A 19,832-nucleotide genomic window follows, 5' to 3' on the forward strand; every position below is an offset into this window, starting at 1 on the left:
CGCGTCCTAGACCTACTTCTCAAGGCACGTTTTCATGGCTCGTACGCACAAGCTCGAGGACTACCGCAACTTCGGCATCATGGCCCACATCGACGCGGGCAAGACGACGACGACCGAGCGGATTCTCTATTACACCGGCAAGAACCACAAGATCGGCGAAGTGCACGACGGCGCTGCGACCATGGACTGGATGGACCAGGAGCAGGAACGCGGCATCACGATCACTTCGGCCGCGACGACCGCCTTCTGGCAGGGCAAGCGCCTGAACATCATCGACACCCCCGGACACGTGGACTTCACCATCGAAGTCGAGCGTTCGCTTCGCGTCCTCGACGGCGCCGTGACCGTGCTGGACGGCAACGCCGGCGTTGAGCCGCAGACCGAAACCGTCTGGCGCCAGGCCGACAAATATTCGGTGCCGCGCATCGTCTTCGTCAACAAGATGGACAAGATCGGCGCCGACTTCGACGCTTCGGTCCAGTCGATCCGCGACCGCCTGGGCGCCAAGGCCGTGCCGATCCAGTTCCCGATCGGTTCGGAAAACACCCTGTCCGGCCTGGTCGACATCGTCGAGATGCGCTCGGTCGTCTGGGACAACGACGCCCTGGGCGCCAACTTCACCGTTGGCGAGATCCCGGCGGACCTGGTCGACAAGGCCAATGAAGCCCGCCAGTACCTGATCGACAACGCCGTCGAACTCGACGACGAAGCCATGCAGGCCTATCTGGACGGCGTCGAGCCTTCGGTCGAAGTGCTGAAGAAGTGCATCCGCAAGGCCGTGCTGACCGGCGCCTTCTATCCGATCCTGTGCGGCTCGGCCTTCAAGAACAAGGGCGTGCAGACGCTGCTGGACGCCGTGGTCGACTATCTGCCGTCGCCGCTGGACATCCCGCCGACGCCGGGCATCGACTTCAAGACGGAAGAGCCGATCACCCGCAAGGCCTCGGACGACGAGCCCCTGTCGGTTCTGGCGTTCAAGATCATGGACGACCCCTTCGTCGGCTCGCTGACCTTCTGCCGCCTGTATTCGGGCAAGATGGAAACGGGCATGAGCCTGCTGAACTCCAGCCGCGACAAGAAAGAGCGCGTCGGCCGGATGCTGCAGATGCACTCGAACAACCGTGAAGACGTCAAGGAAGCCTTCGCCGGCGACATCGTCGCCCTGGCCGGCCTGAAGGAAACCCGCACCGGGGACACCCTGTGCGATCCGCTGAAGTCGCCCGTCATCCTCGAGAAGATGGAATTCCCGGCTCCGGTCATCGAGATCTCGGTCGAGCCCAAGACCAAGGCCGACCAGGAGAAGCTGGGCGTCGCCCTGGCCAAGCTGGCTTCGGAAGATCCGTCCTTCACCGTCTCGACCGACCATGAGTCGGGCCAGACCATCCTGAAGGGCATGGGCGAGCTTCACCTGGACATCAAGATCGACATCCTGAAGCGCACCTACAAGGTCGAGGCCACCATCGGCGCGCCGCAGGTCGCCTATCGTGAATCCCTGGGCCGCAAGGTCGACATCGACTACACCCACAAGAAGCAGACCGGCGGTACGGGCCAGTTCGCCCGCGTCATGATCACCTTCGAACCGGGCGAGCCGGGTTCGGGCTTCGTGTTCGAGAACTCGATCGTCGGCGGCGCGGTGCCCAAGGAATATATCCCGGGCGTCGAAAAGGGTCTGAACTCCATCAAGGATTCGGGTCTGCTGGCCGGCTTCCCGCTGATCGACTTCAAGGCGACCCTGACGGACGGCAAGTACCACGACGTCGACTCCAGCGTGCTGGCGTTCGAAATCGCGGCGCGCGCCGCCTTCCGCGAACTGAAGGAAAAGGGCGCGCCGAAGCTGCTCGAGCCGATCATGGCGGTCGAGGTCGTGACCCCCGAGGAATACCTCGGCTCGGTCATCGGCGACCTGAACGGCCGTCGCGGGATGATCCAGGGTCAGGACATGCGCGGCAACGCCACCGTGGTGAACGCCTTCGTGCCGCTGGCCAACATGTTCGGCTATGTGAACACGCTGCGCGGCATGTCGCAGGGCCGCGCCCAGTTCACGATGCAATATGACCACTACGAGCCCGTGCCGCAGCACGTCGCCGACGAAGTGATCAAGAAGTACGCCTAAGCTTTTCCTTTCGGAGAAGCGGACCTAAAAGCGCCCGGCCCGAAAGCCGGGCGCCCTTAACCCCCAGACTGCAGGAACCCCGGTTCGGGGACCTAGGAGCTAGAAAATGGCCAAGGAAAAGTTCGAACGCACGAAGCCGCACTGCAACATCGGCACGATCGGCCACGTTGACCACGGCAAGACGACGCTGACGGCGGCGATCACGATGACGCTGGCGAAGGCTGGCGGCGCCAAGGCGATGGCCTATGCAGACATCGACGCTGCGCCGGAAGAAAAGGCGCGCGGCATCACGATCAACACCGCGCACGTTGAATATGAGACGGCCAACCGTCACTACGCCCACGTCGACTGCCCCGGCCACGCCGACTATGTGAAGAACATGATCACCGGCGCGGCGCAGATGGACGGCGCGATCCTGGTGGTTTCGGCCGCTGACGGCCCGATGCCGCAAACCCGCGAGCACATCCTGCTGGCCCGTCAGGTCGGCGTGCCGGCCCTGGTGGTCTTCATGAACAAGGTCGACCTGGTCGACGACGAAGAACTGCTCGAGCTGGTCGAGATGGAAGTGCGCGAGCTGCTCTCGTCGTACCAGTTCCCGGGCGACGATATTCCGATCACCAAGGGCTCGGCCAAGGCCGCGACCGACGGCGTGAACCCGGAAATCGGCGAACAGCGCGTTCTGGCCCTGATGGAAACCGTCGACGCCTACATCCCGCAGCCGGAACGTCCGGTCGACCTGCCCTTCCTGATGCCGGTCGAAGACGTCTTCTCGATCTCGGGCCGCGGCACCGTGGTCACGGGCCGCGTCGAAAAGGGCATCGTCAAGGTCGGTGAAGAAGTCGAGATCGTCGGCATCCGCCCGGTCCAGAAGACGACCTGCACCGGCGTCGAAATGTTCCGCAAGCTGCTGGACCAGGGTCAGGCGGGCGACAACGTCGGCGTTCTGCTGCGCGGCACCAAGCGCGAAGACGTCGAGCGCGGTCAGGTTCTGTGCAAGCCGGGTTCGATCACCCCGCACACCAAGTTCCTGGCTGAAGCCTATATCCTGACCAAGGAAGAAGGCGGCCGTCACACCCCGTTCTTCACCAACTATCGCCCGCAGTTCTACTTCCGCACGACCGACGTGACCGGCATCGTGCAGCTGAAGGAAGGCGTCGAAATGATCATGCCCGGCGACAACGCCGAGCTGAACGTCGAACTGATCACCCCGATCGCCATGGACCAGGGCCTGCGCTTCGCCATCCGTGAAGGCGGCCGCACCGTCGGCGCCGGCGTCGTCGCCAAGATCATCGAGTAATCGATAGTCGACCTAGTCGCGTAACAGAACGGCCCCCGGAGCGATCCGGGGGCCGTTTTGCTGTGTGGACTGCCTTGCGGCTTCAGATCAGCGCTTGGCGGCCTCGATCATCCGGGCGATCTCGGCGGGGTCGATGCTGGCGGCGGCCTTGCCGTTGACGAAGAAGGTGGGGGTGCCCTGCAGCTTCAGCGCCGCCGCCGCCGTGTGGATGTCGGCGATGTGGCGGGTGGTTTCCGGCGCGACCAGGGTCTGTTTGGCGCGCGCCATGTCCACGCCGTGTTGGGCCAGGATGCGGTCGGTGGATTCGGGCGTCAGGGCGCGCTCGGACATCAGGGCGTCGTAGACCTCCAGATACTTGCCCTGCTGGTGCGCGGCCAGCGCGGCGCGGGCGGCGTACTGGGACGCGACGTCCTCGCCTCGGTCCAGGATGGGCCAATCCTTGAAGACGAAGCGGACGTCAGGGTGGGCCGCCATCAGGGCGCGGAACTGGGGCGCCACGGCCTTGCAGCCGGGGCAGCGGAAGTCGAAGAACTCGATCACCGTCACCTTGGCGTCGGCCGGGCCGAACGCGGGGTCGCGGGCGTCGGGGGCCAGCAGGGTGGCATTGGCGGCCGCCGCTGTATTGGTGTCGTCGACGCGGGCCTGGCCCTCCTTGGCCTGAAGCGCCAGGCTGGCCTCCTGCAGCACCTCGGGGTGGGCCAGCAGATAGGTGCGGACGTCGTCGCCCGAACCGCCGCCGAAATAGGGGGCGGCGGCCAGGCCCAGGGCCACGACCGAGACGCCCAGCGCGACATAGCCGGCGACCGCGCCCGTGAGGCGGCTGCTCTTGGCGGGCGGCGGGGTGTGGGGCTCAGGCGCGGGGGCGTCGTCGGTCATGAAGGCTCGCAGTCAGTAGGGGGGCAGGGCGTCAGTTCAGCGTGGTCGGCTTGCGCGCGGCGTCGCGACGATCAAGGTCCAGCAGATCGTCGGGCGTGGCGCCTGACGCCAGGACGATGTCCACCGCCCGGCGCCATTCGATGGAATTGGGGTCCAGCATGCTGCGGGCCCGCAGGGCGAACTGGGTGGCTTCGCGCTCCTGGCCGGCGGCGAAATAATACTCGGCCGTCGCCAGACGGGCCTCGCCCTCCTTGCCCTGGGCGGCGTAGGCCTGGCCCAGCAGACGCCAGGCCATGGTGTTCTCCCGCTCGGCGACGGTGGCGTGCTTCAACTGGTCGATGGCCTCGTCCAGGTTCTTGGGATCGTCCGTGCCGATCAGGGCGTGGGCCAGGTTGATGCGCAGCAGGGGGGCGTCGGGCTTGAGCCGCACGGCCTCGCGGTGGGCGGCGACGGCCTCGACCGGACGGCCCTCCTCGAAATAGATCTGCCCCTTCAGTTCGGCGAAATAAGGGTTCTGCGGGTCCTCGGCGATCAGGGCGTCCACCGCCGACAGGGCCTTGTCGGTCTGGCCGTCGCGATACCAGGCGATGGCGCGGGCGTAGCGGGCGGGCAGGGCCGTGTCTGTCGAGGGATAGGCGCGCAGGGTGGTGTTCGGCGGATCCATGAAGGCGTGGATCTTGGCCAGGATCAGGGCGTGCTGGGCCATTCGCTCGGGGCTGTCGCGATGATCATAGTGGGGCTGGTCCTGCACGAAGCGGCGCATGGATTCGATGCGCTGCGACGACAGGGGATGGCTGCGGAAATAGGGATAGCGGCGGGCGTCGGAGAAGACTTCCTGGGCGCGGAAATTCTCGAAGAAGGAGACCAGGCCCGCGCCGGATTCGCCGGCGCCCTCCAGGGCGCGGGCGCCGGTCAGGTCGGCTTCGCCCTCCTGGCCCTGCATATACTGAAGCGCGCCGATCGTGCCGAAATACTGGCTGGAGCCCAGCAGGGCGAGGCCCGCGTCCGGCGCGCCGGCGGCGATGGCCAGGGCCCCGAGGGCCATGGTCATGAACATCGGCTGTTTGGCGGCGTTCTGGGCCCCGTCGCGCAGGGTGTGGCGGTTCTTGATATGGCCCGCCTCGTGCGCCATCACCCCCAGCAGTTCGTTGGGGTTCTTGGTCCGCAGGATCAGGCCGGTGTTGACGCCCATGATCCGCCCACGCGTGGCGAAGGCGTTCAGCTCGTTGTCATTGACCAGGAGAACTTCGACGTCGGTCGGGTTCAACCCCATGGAGACGAAGACCGGATCGACCCATTCGCGGATGATGCCCTCGATCTCGGTGTCGCGGATCAGGCTCTGGGCCGAGGCCTGGCCGGCGGCGGCGAGGGCTGCGAAGCCCACCGCCGCCGCGGCCAGAACACGAGATGCGGAACGGGGAAGCCACGTCATGGCGTACTCCAGTAGCGGCCGACCCCCGTCTGCATCCTCACAGTCTAATCGTGACCGATCAGCGGCGCCACCACCCACGTTTGGGCTTTTCGGGCGGGGCCGAGATCTGGTTCGGGTCTTCGGCGATGATCGCCTCGACGTCGATCTCGGGCGTCGGGGCGACGAACGGTTCCGGCAGAGCCGCCGGTTGGGGTTCGACAGCGACCGGCGGGACAGGCCGTTCGACCGGCGAGACCATGACCGGCTCGGCGGCCAGGGCCTCTTGCGGCGTCACGTCCAGTTCGACCGGCGCGCCTTCAAGCGCCGCCTCGTTCGGCTCGATGGCCGTGTCGGGGTGAGGCTCGACGTGCGGCTCGGCGGCGGTCTTGACCGGTTCCGGCGCGGCTTCGGTTTCCCGTGCCGGTTGGACCACGGCGTCGGCGCTGGCCGACTTGCGGCGAACGCGACGACGCTGGGGCTCGGGCGCGACGGCGGGGGCGTCCGTCTCCGGCGTCTGGGCCTGGACGGCGTCGGCCCCGGCTCCATCGGCTACGGCCATCGGCGTCAGGGGCGAACCGTCGGGCGGCATGCCCTCATTGGTGGCGCGGTTCTCGACCTTGATCTCCTGGCCGATGGCGTCGCCGCCCCGACCCCGGCCACGACGACGACGGCGACGCGAACGGCCGCCTTCCTCGCCCGAGCCTTCGGACGCCGTGGCGTCCAGACCTTCGACCTCGGCCTGTGCGGCCTGGGGACGCTCAGCACGATCCGGACGTTCGGCGCGCGCCTCGGGACGGCCCGGGTTCAGCGGGTCGAACCAGACATAAGGATCGTCCAGCGACGGGGTGCGGCCGCGGACCCAGGTGTAGACGTCACGCTCGCCGTCCTCGCGGACGCGGCGACCGCCACGGCGACCCCGGCGACGGCGACGGCCGTTCTCGTCCTCTTCGTCGTCCGAGGCGTCGTCGATGTTCAGCGTATCGGCGGCTTCGACGGTTTCGGCGACATCGGCGGTTTCGTCGTCACGACGCCCGCCGCGACGGCGACGGTTGCGGCCCCGGCCACGATCACGACCGCCGGACTCGGCGCGTTCAGCGCGTTCGCGCGGCTCGTCGTCGTCGCTGTCCTCGCGGTCCAGCGCCTCGACGTCTTCCTCGTCCTCGTCGTCGCCGACGATTTCCTCGTCGTCGTCCTCATCCTCGTCTTCGTACAGCGAGGCGTCGAAGTCGTCGTCGAGGTTGGGCATCTCGATCTCGGGCGCGACGAAGTCCTCGTTCGTCTCGGTCCGGTCGATATTGTGCTCGCCCTGGCCCAGGCTGTCGTCGATCTGGACGATGACGTTCAGGCCGCGACGTTCCAGCAGCGACTGCAGATAGGCGCGCTTGTGGTTCAGGATATACAGGCCGACGGCGGTGCAGACCTTCAGCACCACGACGCCCGCGCCGTTCTTGCCGGCCTCGATATCGACCGCGCGCAGCGTCATCAGGGCGGCGGATTCGGCGGAGCGGATGCGGCCGGTGCCCTGGCAGTGCGGGCAGGCCTCGGTCGCGCCCTCGATCACGCCCAGGCGGCGACGCTGGCGGCTGATCTCCATCAGGCCGAAGGGCGAGATGCGGCCCATCTGGATGCGGGCGCGGTCGGACGACAGGGCGTCCTTCAGCACGCGCTCGACCGTGCGGTTGTTCTTGCCCTCATCCATATCGATGAAGTCGATCACGACCAGGCCGGCGAGGTCGCGTAGGCGCAGCTGGCGGGCGGCTTCTTCCGCCGCTTCCATATTGGTCTTGAACGCCGTCTGTTCGACGTTGCGTTCCTTGGTGGCGCGGCCGGAGTTGACGTCAATGGCCACCAGGGCCTCGGTCTGGTTGATGACCAGATAGCCGCCGGACTTCAGCGGTACGACCGGCTGGTGGATCTGGGTCAGCAGCTCCTCGATGCCGTTGGCCGCGAACAGGGGGCGCGAGCCGCGATACAGGTGAACCTTCTTGGCCTGCGACGGCATCAGCACGCGCATGAAGTCGCGCGCCTCCTTGAAGCCCTCGACGCCCTCCACCTGGATGCCGTCGAAATCCTTGTCGAACATGTCGCGCACGGCGCGGCGGACCAGGTTTTCTTCCTCGTAGATGACCGAGGGGGCGTGGGAGGCGAGGGTGGTCTCGCGGATCGTCTCCCACAGCCGCAGCAGATATTGATAATCGCGCTTGATTTCGGCCTTGGTGCGCTTGGCGCCGGCCGTGCGGATGATCAGGCCCATGCCCTTGGGCACTTCCAGGGCCGAGACGGCGCTCTTCAGGCGGCGACGGTCGGAGGTGTTGGTGATCTTGCGGCTGATGCCGCCGCCCTTGCCCGTATTGGGCATCAGGACGCAGTAGCGGCCGGCCAGCGACAGCCAGGTGGTCAGGGCCGCGCCCTTGGCGCCACGCTCGTCCTTGACGACCTGGACCAGCAGGATCTGGCGGCGCTTGATGACGTCCTGGATCTTGTAGCGGCGCATCAGGCGGCGCTTCAGCCGCTCCTCGTCGGCCAGGGCGGCTTCGGGATCGGCGTCGTCGTCGGATTCGCGGCCCAGATCGTCGTCATCGTCGTCGTCATGCGCTTCGGCCATGATGGCTTCGCGGTCGGCGACCGGAATCTGGTAGTAGTCCGGGTGGATTTCGTTGAAGGCCAGGAAGCCGTGGCGGTTGCCGCCGTATTCAATGAACGCAGCCTGCAGGCTGGGCTCTACGCGGGTGACCTTGGCCAGGTAGATGTTGCCGCGAAGCTGGCGCTTCGCACGGGATTCGAAATCGAATTCCTCAATCTGGCGTCCGTCCACGATGGCGACCCGGGTTTCCTCCGGGTGGGCCGCGTCGATCAGCATTGTCTTTGACATGGAAAGTCTCTCTCTGGCGCGCACGGGCCGGCCCTTCCAGAACTCTGGACAGGGTCACGGCGGCTCGCCGAATGGGGGGAGGGGCCGGGGCGCGCGAAATCCCCTCGCCGAAAACGGCGAAGCGGGCTTGGTCAAGCCGTAGGGGGACGCAGGCGGAAAGGCCCATGGAGGTCGTCGGTCCTGAACCGTGCGCGCCAATCCGTTGGAACGGGTAAGGCCGCGACACTGGTCCGCTCTTCGAACCACCGGCGACGCCGGCGCGGTTCTCGGATTGGTGAAAAGTCAGCGCCGCGAGGAGGGCGCGCCGGGTTCCGCTGAGGCGAAGAAGGCGCGATCGGTTCGCGAGCAGTCACATCATAGTCACGCCGGACGCGAATTAAAAGGTGTTCGGCCTTAACCCCCTGAATACGAGCATCTGGCATCATGGCGACCAGGTTCCAGTAGGATTGGGTTCGACGTCGTTATGGGCGGTCGTGTTTTGACAGGTGTAGAGCGCTGGGGCGCGAGGGAATGGGCGATGACCGCCTTGGCCTTCGTCGTCATCTGCACGGTCGCCCTGTTTTCGACGCGGGGTTTCGCCTGGGGCGCCCAGGGGGATGTCCTGGGCGTGCGCTTCGGTGCGGACGGCGACCGGACCCGCGTGGTCATCGATCTGGACAAGTCGACACAGGGGCGCGTCATCGATACAGGCGCCGCGGGCCGGGTCACCCTGGCCCTGAACGGCGTCGCGCCCGGCCGCGGCCTGAACGGCGGCGGTTCGGGCCTGGTCCGCTCCTATCAGGTCAGCGCCTCGGGCGGGGCGTCACGGATTGAGCTGGAGCTGGCGCGCGGCAGCGAGATCGAGCGCCGCTTTCTGCTGCCCCCCGGCGACGGGGTGGCCCATTATCGCTATGTCGTCGATCTGAAGGCTGTCGGTGGAGCTATAGCCGCGTCACGACCCGCGCCGCGGACGACGCCGGCGCCGCGTCGCGCCGAACGCCCGCTGATCGTCATCGACGCGGGGCACGGCGGCAAGGACCCGGGCGCCAGCGGAGCCCTGACCCGTGAGAAACAGGTCACCCTGGCCGCCGCCCTGGTTCTAAAGACCGAGCTGGAGCGCACCGGCCGCTATCGGGTTCGCCTGACGCGGGCCGATGACACCTATGTCGATCTGTATCGCCGCGTTTCCATCGCCCGCCAGTCGGACGCCGATCTGTTCATCTCGCTGCACGCCGACGCCGGGTCCGATCCGGCCCTGCGCGGCGCCAGCGTCTATACCCTGTCGGAACAGGGCGCCGGACGGGCCGTGCGCGAGTTCACGCGGACCGACAATTGGCACCGCGAACTGCACCTGCCGGGGCGGGACCCGTCGGTGGACCGTATCCTGCTGGACATGACCCAGCGCGCCACCCAGAACCGTTCGGCCCAGTTCGCCCGCGTCCTGCTGACCCATCTGGAAGGCTCCGACCATCCGCTGCTGCGCCGCAGCCACCGTGACGCCGGCCTGGCCGTGCTGCTGGCGCCCGATGTGCCGGCCGTGCTGCTGGAGATGGGCTTCATCACCAATCCCGAGGACGAGCGTCTGCTGACCGACGAACGCGCGCGTCGCCGTTTGATGAAGTCGGTCGCGGACGGCATCGACCGCTATTTCCGGGAGCCGACGGCCCCGTTGATGACGGCGTCGACTGATGGAGCCGGGCAGCCCTGACTTCGGCTGCAACCAGGCTTCGGCTCAGCGGTTTGCGTGACTATGAAAAAGAGAGCGATCATCACCGGGGGCGCAGGCCTGATCGGCGCCGGACTTTGTCAGGCCCTGACGGATCGGGGCTGGGAGGTCGCCGCCTTTGACCTCAAGCCCGCCTCGTCCGGCGCTCGGTCGGTTCTCTGCGACGTCGGTGATGAGGCCTCGGTCACGGCGGCCTATGCCGAACTGGGATGGTCGGAGCTGGATCTTCTGGTCAACAACGCCGGCGTCGCCGATCCGACCAACGGCCCCCTGGCCGAACTGTCGCTGGAGGCCTGGCGCCGGACGGTGGACAGCCACCTGACGGGCGCCTTCCTGATGTCTCGCGCCGCCATCCCGATGCTGCGGGAAGGGGCCAGCATCATTCACATGACCTCGACCCGGGCGATCATGTCTGAGCCCCAGACCGAGGCCTATGCTGCGGCCAAGGGCGCGCTGTCCGCCCTGACCCATGCGATGGCGATCAGTCTGGGGCCGAAGATCAGGGTCAATGCGATCGCGCCGGGCTGGATCGCCGCGCCGGAAGGTCTGAGTGAAAGCGATCACGCCCAGCATCCCGTGGGGCGTGTCGGACGCGCCGAGGACATCGCCGAGGCCGTCCTCTATCTCGTCGAGGCCGGATTCGTCACCGGACAGGTGCTGACGGTGGACGGCGGCATGACCCGCAAGATGATCTACGCCGACTGAAGGCGCGGATCCGCCAGCCTGGTTTAGGCCAAGCCCGCCTTTTTCAGTGTCTTCCAGGCCTTGATGACGCGTTGCAGCTTGGCCTCGGCGCCGCGGTCGCCGCCGTTGGTGTCCGGATGGAAGCGTTTCAGAAGGTCGTGGTACTGAGACTTGATCTTGGCCTTCTCGGCGCCGGGATCGAGATCGAGATCGGCCAGGGCGGCGCGTTCCAGCTTGCCGATTCGGCGGTCCTCGGTCGGGGACTGCGGGGCCTGGTCGCCGCGACGGCCGAACAGGCCGAAACTGTCACGCCAGGAGCCGGCGCCGGTGTTGTTCGCTGTGCCCATCTTGGCGGAGAAGGCGGCGGCCTCGCGCGTGAACTTGCCGGCCTTCATCTCCCAGGTCGGACGACCGCCGGTCATGGCCTCGTTCTCCTGGACGGCGCGGACCTGGCCTTCGCTCATTCCGGCGTAGAAGTTCCAGCCCTTGTTGTATTCGCCCGCATGCCCCTGGCAGAACTCGTAGAAGTCGTTCAGCCGCTCGCGCGACTTGGGCGCCCTGGCGGTCGCGGCCTTGCGGCAGTCGGGCCATTGGCACGGTTTTTCGCCCGGCTTCAGGTGCAGGACGTCCGCCTTGGCGGCTTCCTCCTCGGGCTTCGGCGGCTTGACCCGAATGTCGGTGAAGCGCGGCTTGTATTGAAAGGAAGCGGACATCGCCCGAAGTGTAGTGTGGAATTGGACCTCTTCAAGGAAACGATCATGTCAGACGGCCCTGTGGCGACGATTATCCGTGAAAAACTGAACGCCGCGCTTTCGCCGCAACGGCTGGAGATCGAAGACGACAGCGGACGGCACGCCGGCCACCACCACGAAGGCGGCATGGACGCAAAGCCCGGCGGCGAAAGCCACTTCAATCTGGTGGTCGTTTCTGCGGCGTTCGAAGGACAGTCGCGGCTGGAGCGGCAGAGGACGGTCAACGGGGTGCTGAAACAGGAGCTGTCGGGCCCGATTCACGCCCTGTCGATCCGGGCTCTCACCCCCGTCGAAGATTCCCACAGCGCCTGATTGCGAAGAAAACCAGCGTTCACTCCGTCTTAGAACCTTCGTCCTAGCGTCACGCGACCAAACAGAACGTGGGGACGGCTGGAACATGGTGGAATCTGACGGCGTCGCGAAGGCCTTTGCGGGCGACCGGCGCGCGGGCGATCCTGCTCAGGCCCTGACGGCCATCCTGCAGACCCAATATCTGCGGTACCTGATCATCGCCAGCTGGGCCCTGGGTCTGCTGGGCACGGTGGCGTGGTGGCAGGCCATGATATGGTTCGTGGTCACTTTGGCGGCCGGTTCCATCCGCGGCGTCGTCGAACACAAGCTCAGCCACCGCGTCGATGTCGGTTGGGGCATGGTTTTCCCCGCCGTGGCGACCGTCACCACCGCCGCATGGGCCGCTGCGCCGCTGATGGCCTGGTTCTCGAATTCGGCGTTCGGTCAGACCCTGGCCGTCGCCCTGATCATTTCGGGCTATGTGCTGGTCTTCGCCCAGTTGCGCAATTCGCCGCGGCAGGCCGTCATCATCTCTTCGCCCTATGGCGTCGCCGCCTGTATTATCCTGTTCAGCCTGTGGGGGACGCCGCAGTTCTGGTCGATGTTGGCCGTCCTGCCGTTCACCATGGCCTGTCTGTTCGTCCTGGTCACCATGACCATGCTGCGCGAGCGTCGGATCGACGCCTTCCAGGCGCATCAGGCCCATCTGATCGAGGAGCTGGAGGCTGCACGCGACAAGGCGGACGCCGCCAACGACGCCAAGTCGAACTTCCTGGGCGTCATCTCGCACGAGCTTCGCACGCCGATGAACGGCGTCCTCGGGGCGGCCCAGCTGCTCAGTGCGACGCGACTTGAAGGGGCCCAGCGCGAATATCTGTCGATCATCCGCAATTCCGGGGACAATCTTCTGTCCCTGCTGAACGACATCCTCGACATGACCAAGATCGAGGCGGGAAAGATGACCTTCGAAGTCGTCGATGTCGTCGTCGATGACCTGCAGCGCCGGATTTCCGGACCCTTCGAGGCCCAGGCCGAGGCCAAGGGGCTGACCTTCGTGTCCGAACTGGAAGGGGACATTCCGGCCGTGGTGCGCGGGGATCCGCTACGGGTCTGCCAGGTCGTGCAGAACCTGCTCTCGAACGCGGTCAAGTTCACCGACGTCGGCGAAATCCGCTATGTCGTGCGCGGCCGACGTATTTCCGACCGCAGGGTCGGGTTCGAGTTCTGCGTCACCGACAGCGGAGCCGGCATTTCTCCGACCGATCTCGAGCGGTTGTTCCAGCCCTTCACCCAGGTGGACGCCTCCTCGACGCGCCGGTTCGGCGGCACGGGCCTGGGGCTGACCATCGCGCGACGCATGGCCAACATCATGGGCGGCGACATCAGCGTCGATTCCTCCGTGGGCCGCGGGTCGAGCTTCACCCTGACCGTCGAAGCCGAGGTGGTGGAATGGAGCCGCCGTGTCTCGATCGAACGGGTCGAGACCGAGATAGAATGCTGTGAAAGCCTGCGGGTGCTGGTGGTCGAGGACCATCCGGTGAACCGCATGATTCTGGAGGCCTGGATGAGCACGGCCTCGCATGTCACCGCCACGGCCGAGAACGGGCAACTGTCCCTGGAGGCGGCGAGCGAGCAGCAGTTCGACCTGATCATCATGGACGTCAACATGCCGGTGATGGACGGCCTGACCGCCACCCGCAGGATCCGCGAAGGCCAGGGGCTCAACGCCGACACGCCCATCGTCGTGCTGTCCGCCTCGGCGCGCAGTGAAGATCATCAGGCCGGCCTGGACGCGGGCGCGGACGCCTATCTGACCAAACCCATCGATTTCGGGGCCCTGGCCGAGATGATGAGCCGTGTTCCGGGCGGACGCGAGGCCGTGGGCCGCGCCATGTCGCCTGCGGAACAGTCGGTCGCCGCCTGATTGAGGCTGAAAGGCGGTCCTGGTCTGAACGGCAGGCGACCGCGCCGGTTCAGACCCGCCTCAGCCGCCGGTCTCCATAGTGTGGGCAGTCGAATGGTTCGGCCGCAGATGGAGACATCCCATGAAGAAGATTCTCACCGCCACGATGGCCGCGGTCCTGGCCGCCACCGCCGTGGGCGCCGCCGGAGCCGCCTCGGCCCAGTCTCGTGACGACCGCCGCTACGAACAGCGCCAGGACAACCGCCAGCACAATCGCCATGACGGGCGTGACGAAAGACGCGATGACCGCCACGACCGCCGGGATGATCGCCGCGACTTCCGTCGGGACCAGCGTCAGGATCGCCAGGAGTATCGCCAGGATCAACGGCAGTACGGCCGCTGGCAGCAGGCCCAGCGTCGCTATCATGCGCCGCGCTATGTCGCCCCGCGCGGCTATGCGGTTCGCACCTGGAGCTATGGCCAGCGCATGCCGTCCTATTACCGCAGCAACGGTTATGTGGTGAACGACTACGGCCGCTACGGCCTGCGCGCGCCGCCGCGCGGCTATCAGTATGTCCGGAGCGGCAATGACGTGGTGCTGGCGGCGGTCGCGGGCGGTCTGATCACCGCCGTCATCGCCGGACTGTTCAACTGATCATCGCGTGATCCGATCTGCGCCCCGGAGGGAAACCTCCGGGGCGTTTTTCGTTCTGGGCTGACGGCGACGTCTCGAGCGCCCCATATGGATGCCCATGCGCGCCTTCGCCGAACTTCTGGACCGCCTGTCGCTGACCGCCTCGCGGAACGCCAAGCTGGTGCTGGTGCGGGACTATCTGAAGACGACGCCCGATCCGGATCGGGGCTGGGCCCTGGCGGCCCTGACCGGCGACCTGACCTTCGATGCGGCCAAGCCCGCCATGATCCGCAAGGCGGTCGAGGCGCGGGTGGACGGGGTGCTGTTCGGCTGGTCCTATGACTATGTCGGCGACCTGGCCGAGACGGTCGCCCTGATCTGGCCGGCGCCGTCCGACCGCCGGCCCAATCGCGAGCCCGAACTGGGCGAGGTGATCGAGGGGTTGCGGACCGCGACCCGCGCCGAGGTCAAGGGCCTGCTGGAGGGCTGGCTGGACGCCCTGGAGCCCAAGGGACGCTGGGCCTTGTTGAAGCTGATGACCGGCGGGTTGCGGGTTGGGCTGTCGGGCCGGCTGGCCAAGACGGCGGCGGCGATGATGCGGCCCGAGACGCGTCTGACGCCTCCTTCACCGGACGGGGCGGAGACGATTACGCCGCTTGAGCCGGTGGACGTCTCGGCCATCGAGGAGGTCTGGCACGCGGTCCCGCCCCCCTATGGCGATCTGTTCGCCTGGCTGGAGGGACGGGCCGAACGGCCCAGCCCGGATGCGCCAGGGCGGTTCCGCCCGGTGATGCTGGCTGTCGCTGTCGACGAGGCGGTCGATTTTCCCAAGATGGACCCGGCCGACTACGCCGCCGAATGGAAGTGGGACGGCATCCGGGTTCAGGCGGTGGTCGAGGGCGCGGTCCGCAAACTGTGGTCCCGCACCGGGGACGAGATTTCAGGCGCCTTCCCCGATGTGATGGAGGCCCTGGCGTTCGAGGGCGCGCTGGACGGCGAACTGGTGGTCTGGCGCGACAGCGCCATCGCCCCCTTCGGCGACCTGCAGCAACGGCTGAACCGCAAGACGGTGGACGCCAAGACCATGGCGGCCTTTCCGGCGGCGGTGGTCGCCTATGATCTGCTGGCGGACGGCGCGACGGATCTGCGAAGCCTGTCGCTGCGTGAGCGGCGGGCGCGACTGGAGACCCTGGTCCAGGGCCATGGGGGCGGGCGGCTGCATCTGTCGCCCCTGGTCGAGTATGCGGACTGGGACAGCCTGGCCCGGCTGCGGGCCGATCCGCCGGTCGGGGCGGCGGCCGAGGGGCTGATGCTCAAGCGGTGGGACAGCCCCTATGTGGCGGGCCGCCCCAAGGGGCCGTGGTTCAAGTGGAAGCGGGATCCTCACGTCATCGACGCCGTCCTGATGTACGCCCAGCGCGGGCACGGCAAACGGTCCAGCTTCTATTCCGACTATACCTTCGGGGTCTGGACGGAGGAGGGGGCGCTGACCCCCGTGGGCAAGGCCTATTTCGGCTTCACCGACGAAGAACTGAAACAGCTCGACAAGTTCGTGCGCGACCACACGGTGGACCGGTTCGGCCCGGTGCGGTCGGTGCGGGCCGAGCGGGATTTCGGCCTGGTGCTGGAGATCGCCTTCGAGGGGCTTCAGCGTTCGACCCGGCACAAGTCGGGCGTGGCGATGCGTTTTCCCCGCGTCAGCCGCATCCGCTGGGACAAGCCCGCACGCGAGGCGGACACCCTCGACGCCGTCATGGACTTGCTGGATGCGATAGAGACCGGAGGGGGGCGCATCGCCAAGGTCTAGCGCCTTGCCGCGGGTGAGACCGCGACGCGGCTTTGACCGGGTCGGGGCAAGCCCTCGCCGAACGGGGCCTTCCGGCGTAAAGACTTCGGCCTGGAAATAGGTCGAGTGCGTCTGGCTTCAGTAGCGTTGAACCAGATGATTTACTCATATCTGCCGAGCGATCAGCCAATTGCAAAGCGTTGCAGTAAAGGCCGCCGCCGTTGTCGTAGTGCAGGCGGTCGTTACGACTCTATTGCGCGGATGATGGCCCTAATTGGCGTTTCTTTCGGAACGATTTGAGGCGGCGGCCACTTCAAATCTGTATCTCGAAAGGACACGCATCATGATCAAGCCCATCTTCGCGCTCGTCGCCGCCAGCGCTCTGCTGGCCGCTTGCGGCGACAATGCCGAGACGACCCGACCGGTCGAAGGTCCGGCGGTCTCCACGTCGGAAACGCCCCGCAATCCTGCGGTGGATATGGACGACACCACCCAGACCACGGCGCTGACGCCCGGCGCCAATTCCTTCACCGAAGGCCAGGCCCGGGAAGCGATCGAGAAGCAAGGCTACACGGACGTCGGACCGCTGATGCAAAACGAGAACGGCGTCTGGTCCGCCACGGCCATGAAGGACGGCGCTCAAGCCACCGTCTCGGTCGACTACAAGGGCGTCGTCACCGCGCAATAGGCGCGCGCGTCTTCCCAGATTTTCAAACCATCAGATTCAGGAGCGCCCAATGGCGACCGTCACCCGTCTCTTCGACAGCCACACCCATGCCCTGCAGGCCGTGTCAGACCTGGAAGCCGCCGGCTTCAAGCCTGACGACATCAGCATCGTGTCCAACAACGCCGACAACTGGCACGCCGGCCATTCGCATCCCCACAAGGACGGCGCGGGCCCGCTCGGCGACCGCAACGGCGACGGAGAGAATGATGTCGCCGACGGAGCCGGCACGGGCGCGGCGACCGGCGGCCTGGCCGGGGCCGGGGCCGGTCTCCTGGCCGGTCTGGGAATGTTGGCCATCCCCGGGCTTGGGCCGGTCGTGGCGGCAGGCTGGCTCGCCTCGACGGCGGTCGGCGCCGCCATAGGCGCGGCGGCCGGGGGCGCTACAGGCGGCCTGCTCGGCGCCCTGAAGGAGGCCGGCCACTCGGACGAAGACGCCAATGTCTACGCCGAAGGGGTCCGGCGCGGCGGAACCCTGGTCAGCGTCAAGTCAGACGGTGACGATGAAAGCCGGGTCGAGGCCATCCTGAACGGCCGCCAGGGCTTTGACGCCGTGTCGCGGGGCGAAGCCTATCGCGCCTCCGGTTGGAGCCGGTTCGACAGCGATGCTCAACCCTACAGCAGTGAAGACATCTCGCGAGAGCGGGCCCTCTACCGCTAGGGGGGAGGCCGGATGCGACGCCCGCCAGCCAATACGCTGGCGGGCGAAGACGGTTGAGGGCGAGATGCGAGTTGCTGACTCTCAACCCAGCGACGCCGCGGAACCGTGATTTCGCAGTCGGTTCGACAGCCGTCTCGTTCCGGAGAACGGCTGAATTTTCTGATTTCTAAAGGGAAAGACGATGGTGGGTGATGTAGGGTTCGAACCTACGACCCGCTGATTAAGAGATGCCGATGTACGGCGTTCCGAACACCGCGAAATCAGCGAAAGTGTGCGATTCAGCCTATTGATATAATTGAGTATTTTCGCGCTACGGCGTGGGCTATCGTAGATTTACGGGTTGAAACCATGCTGCCTCCGGGCGTCAATTTCACCGTTTTTCTCACCGTTTTTCTGGCCCCGATCTCACCGTTTTTCACGCGAAAAAGTCAGCAAATGTCGAACCTGCGTTTGACCCTCACAGACAAGAATCTGATCGGCCTGCCCCTGGCCCGCGATCGCCCCTATATCGCCCGCGACACCGACCTCGGCGGCTTCTTCGTGGTCGTGGGCAAGACCTCCAAGACCTTCACGATCCAAGCCGATCTTCATGGTGAGGACGGCGCGCGGACCACCATCCGGATGGCGGTCGGCGAGGTGGGGTCCATCAACTCGCGCGAGGCGCGCAGTCGGGCCAAGGCGCTCATCGGCCGGATCGGGAAGGGCGAGGATCCTCGACCGCCCAAGGCCAAGAAGGTCAAGCCGCTCCCCGCCGAGATCGACGGAGCGCCGATCACCTCGCCCGATGGCGTGCCGACCCTCGGCGAGGCCTGGCGTCGGTTCAGGGCCTCGCATCTGCTGCGCAAGAAACGCGCGGAAGGCACGCTGCGGGGCTATCTATCCGGACAGCGGACGGACTTGGCTCTTTCCGAGCGACGCGCCGAGCGGTCATCTTCAGGAGCATAAGGAAAAGCGCGGGGTCCTGAGCCACTGGGGAAACGATCTGCGCCAGACCTATCGTACCCTGGGTCAGGCGGCGGAGGTGTCGGAGGTGGACATGCACCTCTTGATGAACCACTCGCTGCCCGGCGTGAACGCCGGCTACATCACGCGCTCCAAGCTGATGCGCGATCATCTGCGCGCCCAGCAGGAAAAACTGTCCCGGTTTATCCTGGGCGCCGCCGTCGGACGCGGCAGACGCCCCAGCGACGATCTCAGCCGTTGGCTCAACAGCACAAGCCGCGCCTTGCTCGAAGACTTGATGGCGGAGAACCCTGACGTGGCGCGGTTGAAGGGCGGATCGCGCGCCGCATTGCGCAAGCTCGAGGTTCAGGCCGCCCGGCTTGCGGTTCACGCTCTGCCGTCAGTTCTGATCGACGCTCCCTCGCGGCGCAGTCGGGCCGGGCGAACGCGCCTGGGAAGAGCCGCGGCTGAGACCCAGCGCGTCACGAGATGAGGAGAACCCAGGGAGAGCAGGCTAGCCAGGGGGGCGGCGACATTCTCCTTCTCGCAAACCTGAGGCGCCGAGATGCGGCGTCCGAATGGGGGGGCGGGCCAGGAACTTCTGCGACGAAGCCCGGCGTTTCAGCACCGGCCGCCGCCGACGTCACAGACGTCCCCCGGCTCCCGGTCGGCCCCTATCGTTCCGGAGCCCGCCGTTGATCAGTCTTGCGGACTCAGGCGGCGCGCGTCACTCGGTCCGATAAAAGCCCGTCCCCAAATGCCTCAAGCTTTGCTAGTGTGGCGGTGTCAGGGCGCGCCGACCTCGTGCCTCGACCTGCGGCCCGGCGCGCTCATCCCCCTGAGGCCGGGCCGCACCCTTCGCGCCTTGTGGACCTGCGGGCGAGACCCGGGCCTTTTACGCATCAAAGAGGCAGGGCGCCGCCAAAACCGCAGCCGCCACGGACCCGAGATCTCGACGTTGTCCTTTGACGGATCGCTGTTCCCAGCCCTCCTGTCCCGTGCTTTGCTGAAGCGCTGCGGCGTCGCCCGACGCCTCGGCAGGCGGCCGGTCATTGCGAGGACATTTCACGGGCCGGTCGCCGACCCTGCGCCCTGATGCGCCGGCCCAGCCGCGAACTTCGACCTTCTGGCGGAGGGGGGGCTTCGCGGTGAGCCTAGCGCCCCTTTCGGCGTCTGTGGGG

General features: G+C 66.6%; 16 protein-coding genes. 12 read left to right on the plus strand and 4 right to left on the minus strand.

The window, feature by feature from the left end; translation table 11 throughout:
- The first annotated feature begins 34 nt into the window (after window positions 1–34).
- Both fusA and tuf read left to right on the plus strand, forming a co-directional pair.
- Entirely contained in the window at window positions 35–2,113 is a 2,079-nt protein-coding gene (gene fusA, locus GYM46_RS14075) for an elongation factor G (protein WP_008258868.1), read from the plus strand.
- 106 nt (window positions 2,114–2,219) lie between these two features.
- A complete protein-coding gene (tuf, locus tag GYM46_RS14080; protein ID WP_008260274.1) occupies window positions 2,220–3,410 on the plus strand; it encodes an elongation factor Tu in 1,191 nt (396 codons plus the stop codon).
- A gap of 87 nt (window positions 3,411–3,497) precedes the next feature.
- On the opposite strand, the gene GYM46_RS14085 is transcribed toward tuf, so the two are convergent.
- Genes GYM46_RS14085 through GYM46_RS14095 form a run of 3 tightly spaced genes read right to left on the minus strand, consistent with a single transcriptional unit; the run spans window position 3,498 to window position 8,569 of the window.
- On the minus strand, window positions 3,498–4,286 hold the full coding sequence (locus GYM46_RS14085) for a thioredoxin domain-containing protein (protein ID WP_008263179.1): 789 nt from the start codon (window positions 4,284–4,286) through the stop codon (window positions 3,498–3,500).
- Window positions 4,287–4,317: 31 nt separating this feature from the next.
- Window positions 4,318–5,718: a M48 family metalloprotease gene (locus GYM46_RS14090; RefSeq protein WP_164952711.1), complete on the minus strand. Its 1,401-nt coding sequence runs from the start codon at window positions 5,716–5,718 to the stop codon at window positions 4,318–4,320.
- A 58-nt stretch (window positions 5,719–5,776) separates the two neighbouring features.
- The gene (locus GYM46_RS14095; RefSeq protein ID WP_040349659.1) at window positions 5,777–8,569 is read right to left on the minus strand and encodes an Rne/Rng family ribonuclease; all 2,793 of its coding nucleotides are present in this window, start codon (window positions 8,567–8,569) and stop codon (window positions 5,777–5,779) included.
- Window positions 8,570–9,086: 517 nt separating this feature from the next.
- On the opposite strand from GYM46_RS14095, the gene GYM46_RS14100 reads away from it, so the two are divergent.
- Together GYM46_RS14100 and GYM46_RS14105 are read left to right on the plus strand one after the other, a co-directional pair.
- Window positions 9,087–10,256, plus strand: a complete 1,170-nt coding sequence (locus GYM46_RS14100) for an N-acetylmuramoyl-L-alanine amidase family protein (protein WP_008258855.1) — start codon at window positions 9,087–9,089, stop codon at window positions 10,254–10,256.
- Between the two features lie 42 nt (window positions 10,257–10,298).
- Window positions 10,299–10,979 (plus strand): SDR family oxidoreductase, encoded by a 681-nt coding sequence (locus GYM46_RS14105; protein ID WP_008263877.1) that lies wholly within the window; start codon window positions 10,299–10,301, stop codon window positions 10,977–10,979.
- Window positions 10,980–11,002: 23 nt separating this feature from the next.
- On the opposite strand, the gene GYM46_RS14110 is transcribed toward GYM46_RS14105, so the two are convergent.
- Window positions 11,003–11,671 (minus strand): J domain-containing protein, encoded by a 669-nt coding sequence (locus GYM46_RS14110; RefSeq protein WP_008261316.1) that lies wholly within the window; start codon window positions 11,669–11,671, stop codon window positions 11,003–11,005.
- 45 nt (window positions 11,672–11,716) lie between these two features.
- Here GYM46_RS14110 and GYM46_RS14115 point away from each other — a divergent pair, with 45 nt between their 5' ends.
- From GYM46_RS14115 to GYM46_RS16710, 8 genes are all read left to right on the plus strand, one after another.
- A complete protein-coding gene (locus tag GYM46_RS14115) occupies window positions 11,717–12,022 on the plus strand; it encodes a BolA family protein (RefSeq protein ID WP_035306246.1) in 306 nt (101 codons plus the stop codon).
- Between the two features lie 85 nt (window positions 12,023–12,107).
- A complete protein-coding gene (locus tag GYM46_RS14120; protein ID WP_008263581.1) occupies window positions 12,108–13,925 on the plus strand; it encodes a response regulator in 1,818 nt (605 codons plus the stop codon).
- A 121-nt stretch (window positions 13,926–14,046) separates the two neighbouring features.
- The gene (locus GYM46_RS14125) at window positions 14,047–14,559 is read left to right on the plus strand and encodes an RcnB family protein (protein WP_008262246.1); all 513 of its coding nucleotides are present in this window, start codon (window positions 14,047–14,049) and stop codon (window positions 14,557–14,559) included.
- 97 nt (window positions 14,560–14,656) lie between these two features.
- A complete protein-coding gene (locus GYM46_RS14130; RefSeq protein ID WP_008260322.1) occupies window positions 14,657–16,345 on the plus strand; it encodes a cisplatin damage response ATP-dependent DNA ligase in 1,689 nt (562 codons plus the stop codon).
- Between the two features lie 322 nt (window positions 16,346–16,667).
- Window positions 16,668–17,012: a hypothetical protein gene (locus GYM46_RS14135; protein WP_035306194.1), complete on the plus strand. Its 345-nt coding sequence runs from the start codon at window positions 16,668–16,670 to the stop codon at window positions 17,010–17,012.
- 49 nt (window positions 17,013–17,061) lie between these two features.
- Complete coding sequence (locus tag GYM46_RS14140) at window positions 17,062–17,709, plus strand: hypothetical protein (protein ID WP_008260233.1); 648 nt, start codon at window positions 17,062–17,064, stop codon at window positions 17,707–17,709.
- 435 nt (window positions 17,710–18,144) lie between these two features.
- Window positions 18,145–18,654, plus strand: coding sequence for an integrase arm-type DNA-binding domain-containing protein (locus tag GYM46_RS16705; protein ID WP_008259432.1), 510 nt, complete (start codon window positions 18,145–18,147; stop codon window positions 18,652–18,654).
- Window positions 18,655–18,745: 91 nt separating this feature from the next.
- Window positions 18,746–19,144 carry a hypothetical protein gene (locus tag GYM46_RS16710; protein ID WP_040349657.1) on the plus strand — a complete coding sequence of 133 codons (399 nt, stop codon included), beginning with the start codon at window positions 18,746–18,748 and terminating at the stop codon, window positions 19,142–19,144.
- Window positions 19,145–19,832 lie beyond the last annotated feature (688 nt).

The organism is Brevundimonas mediterranea (assembly GCF_011064825.1).
GTDB lineage: Bacteria > Pseudomonadota > Alphaproteobacteria > Caulobacterales > Caulobacteraceae > Brevundimonas > Brevundimonas mediterranea_A.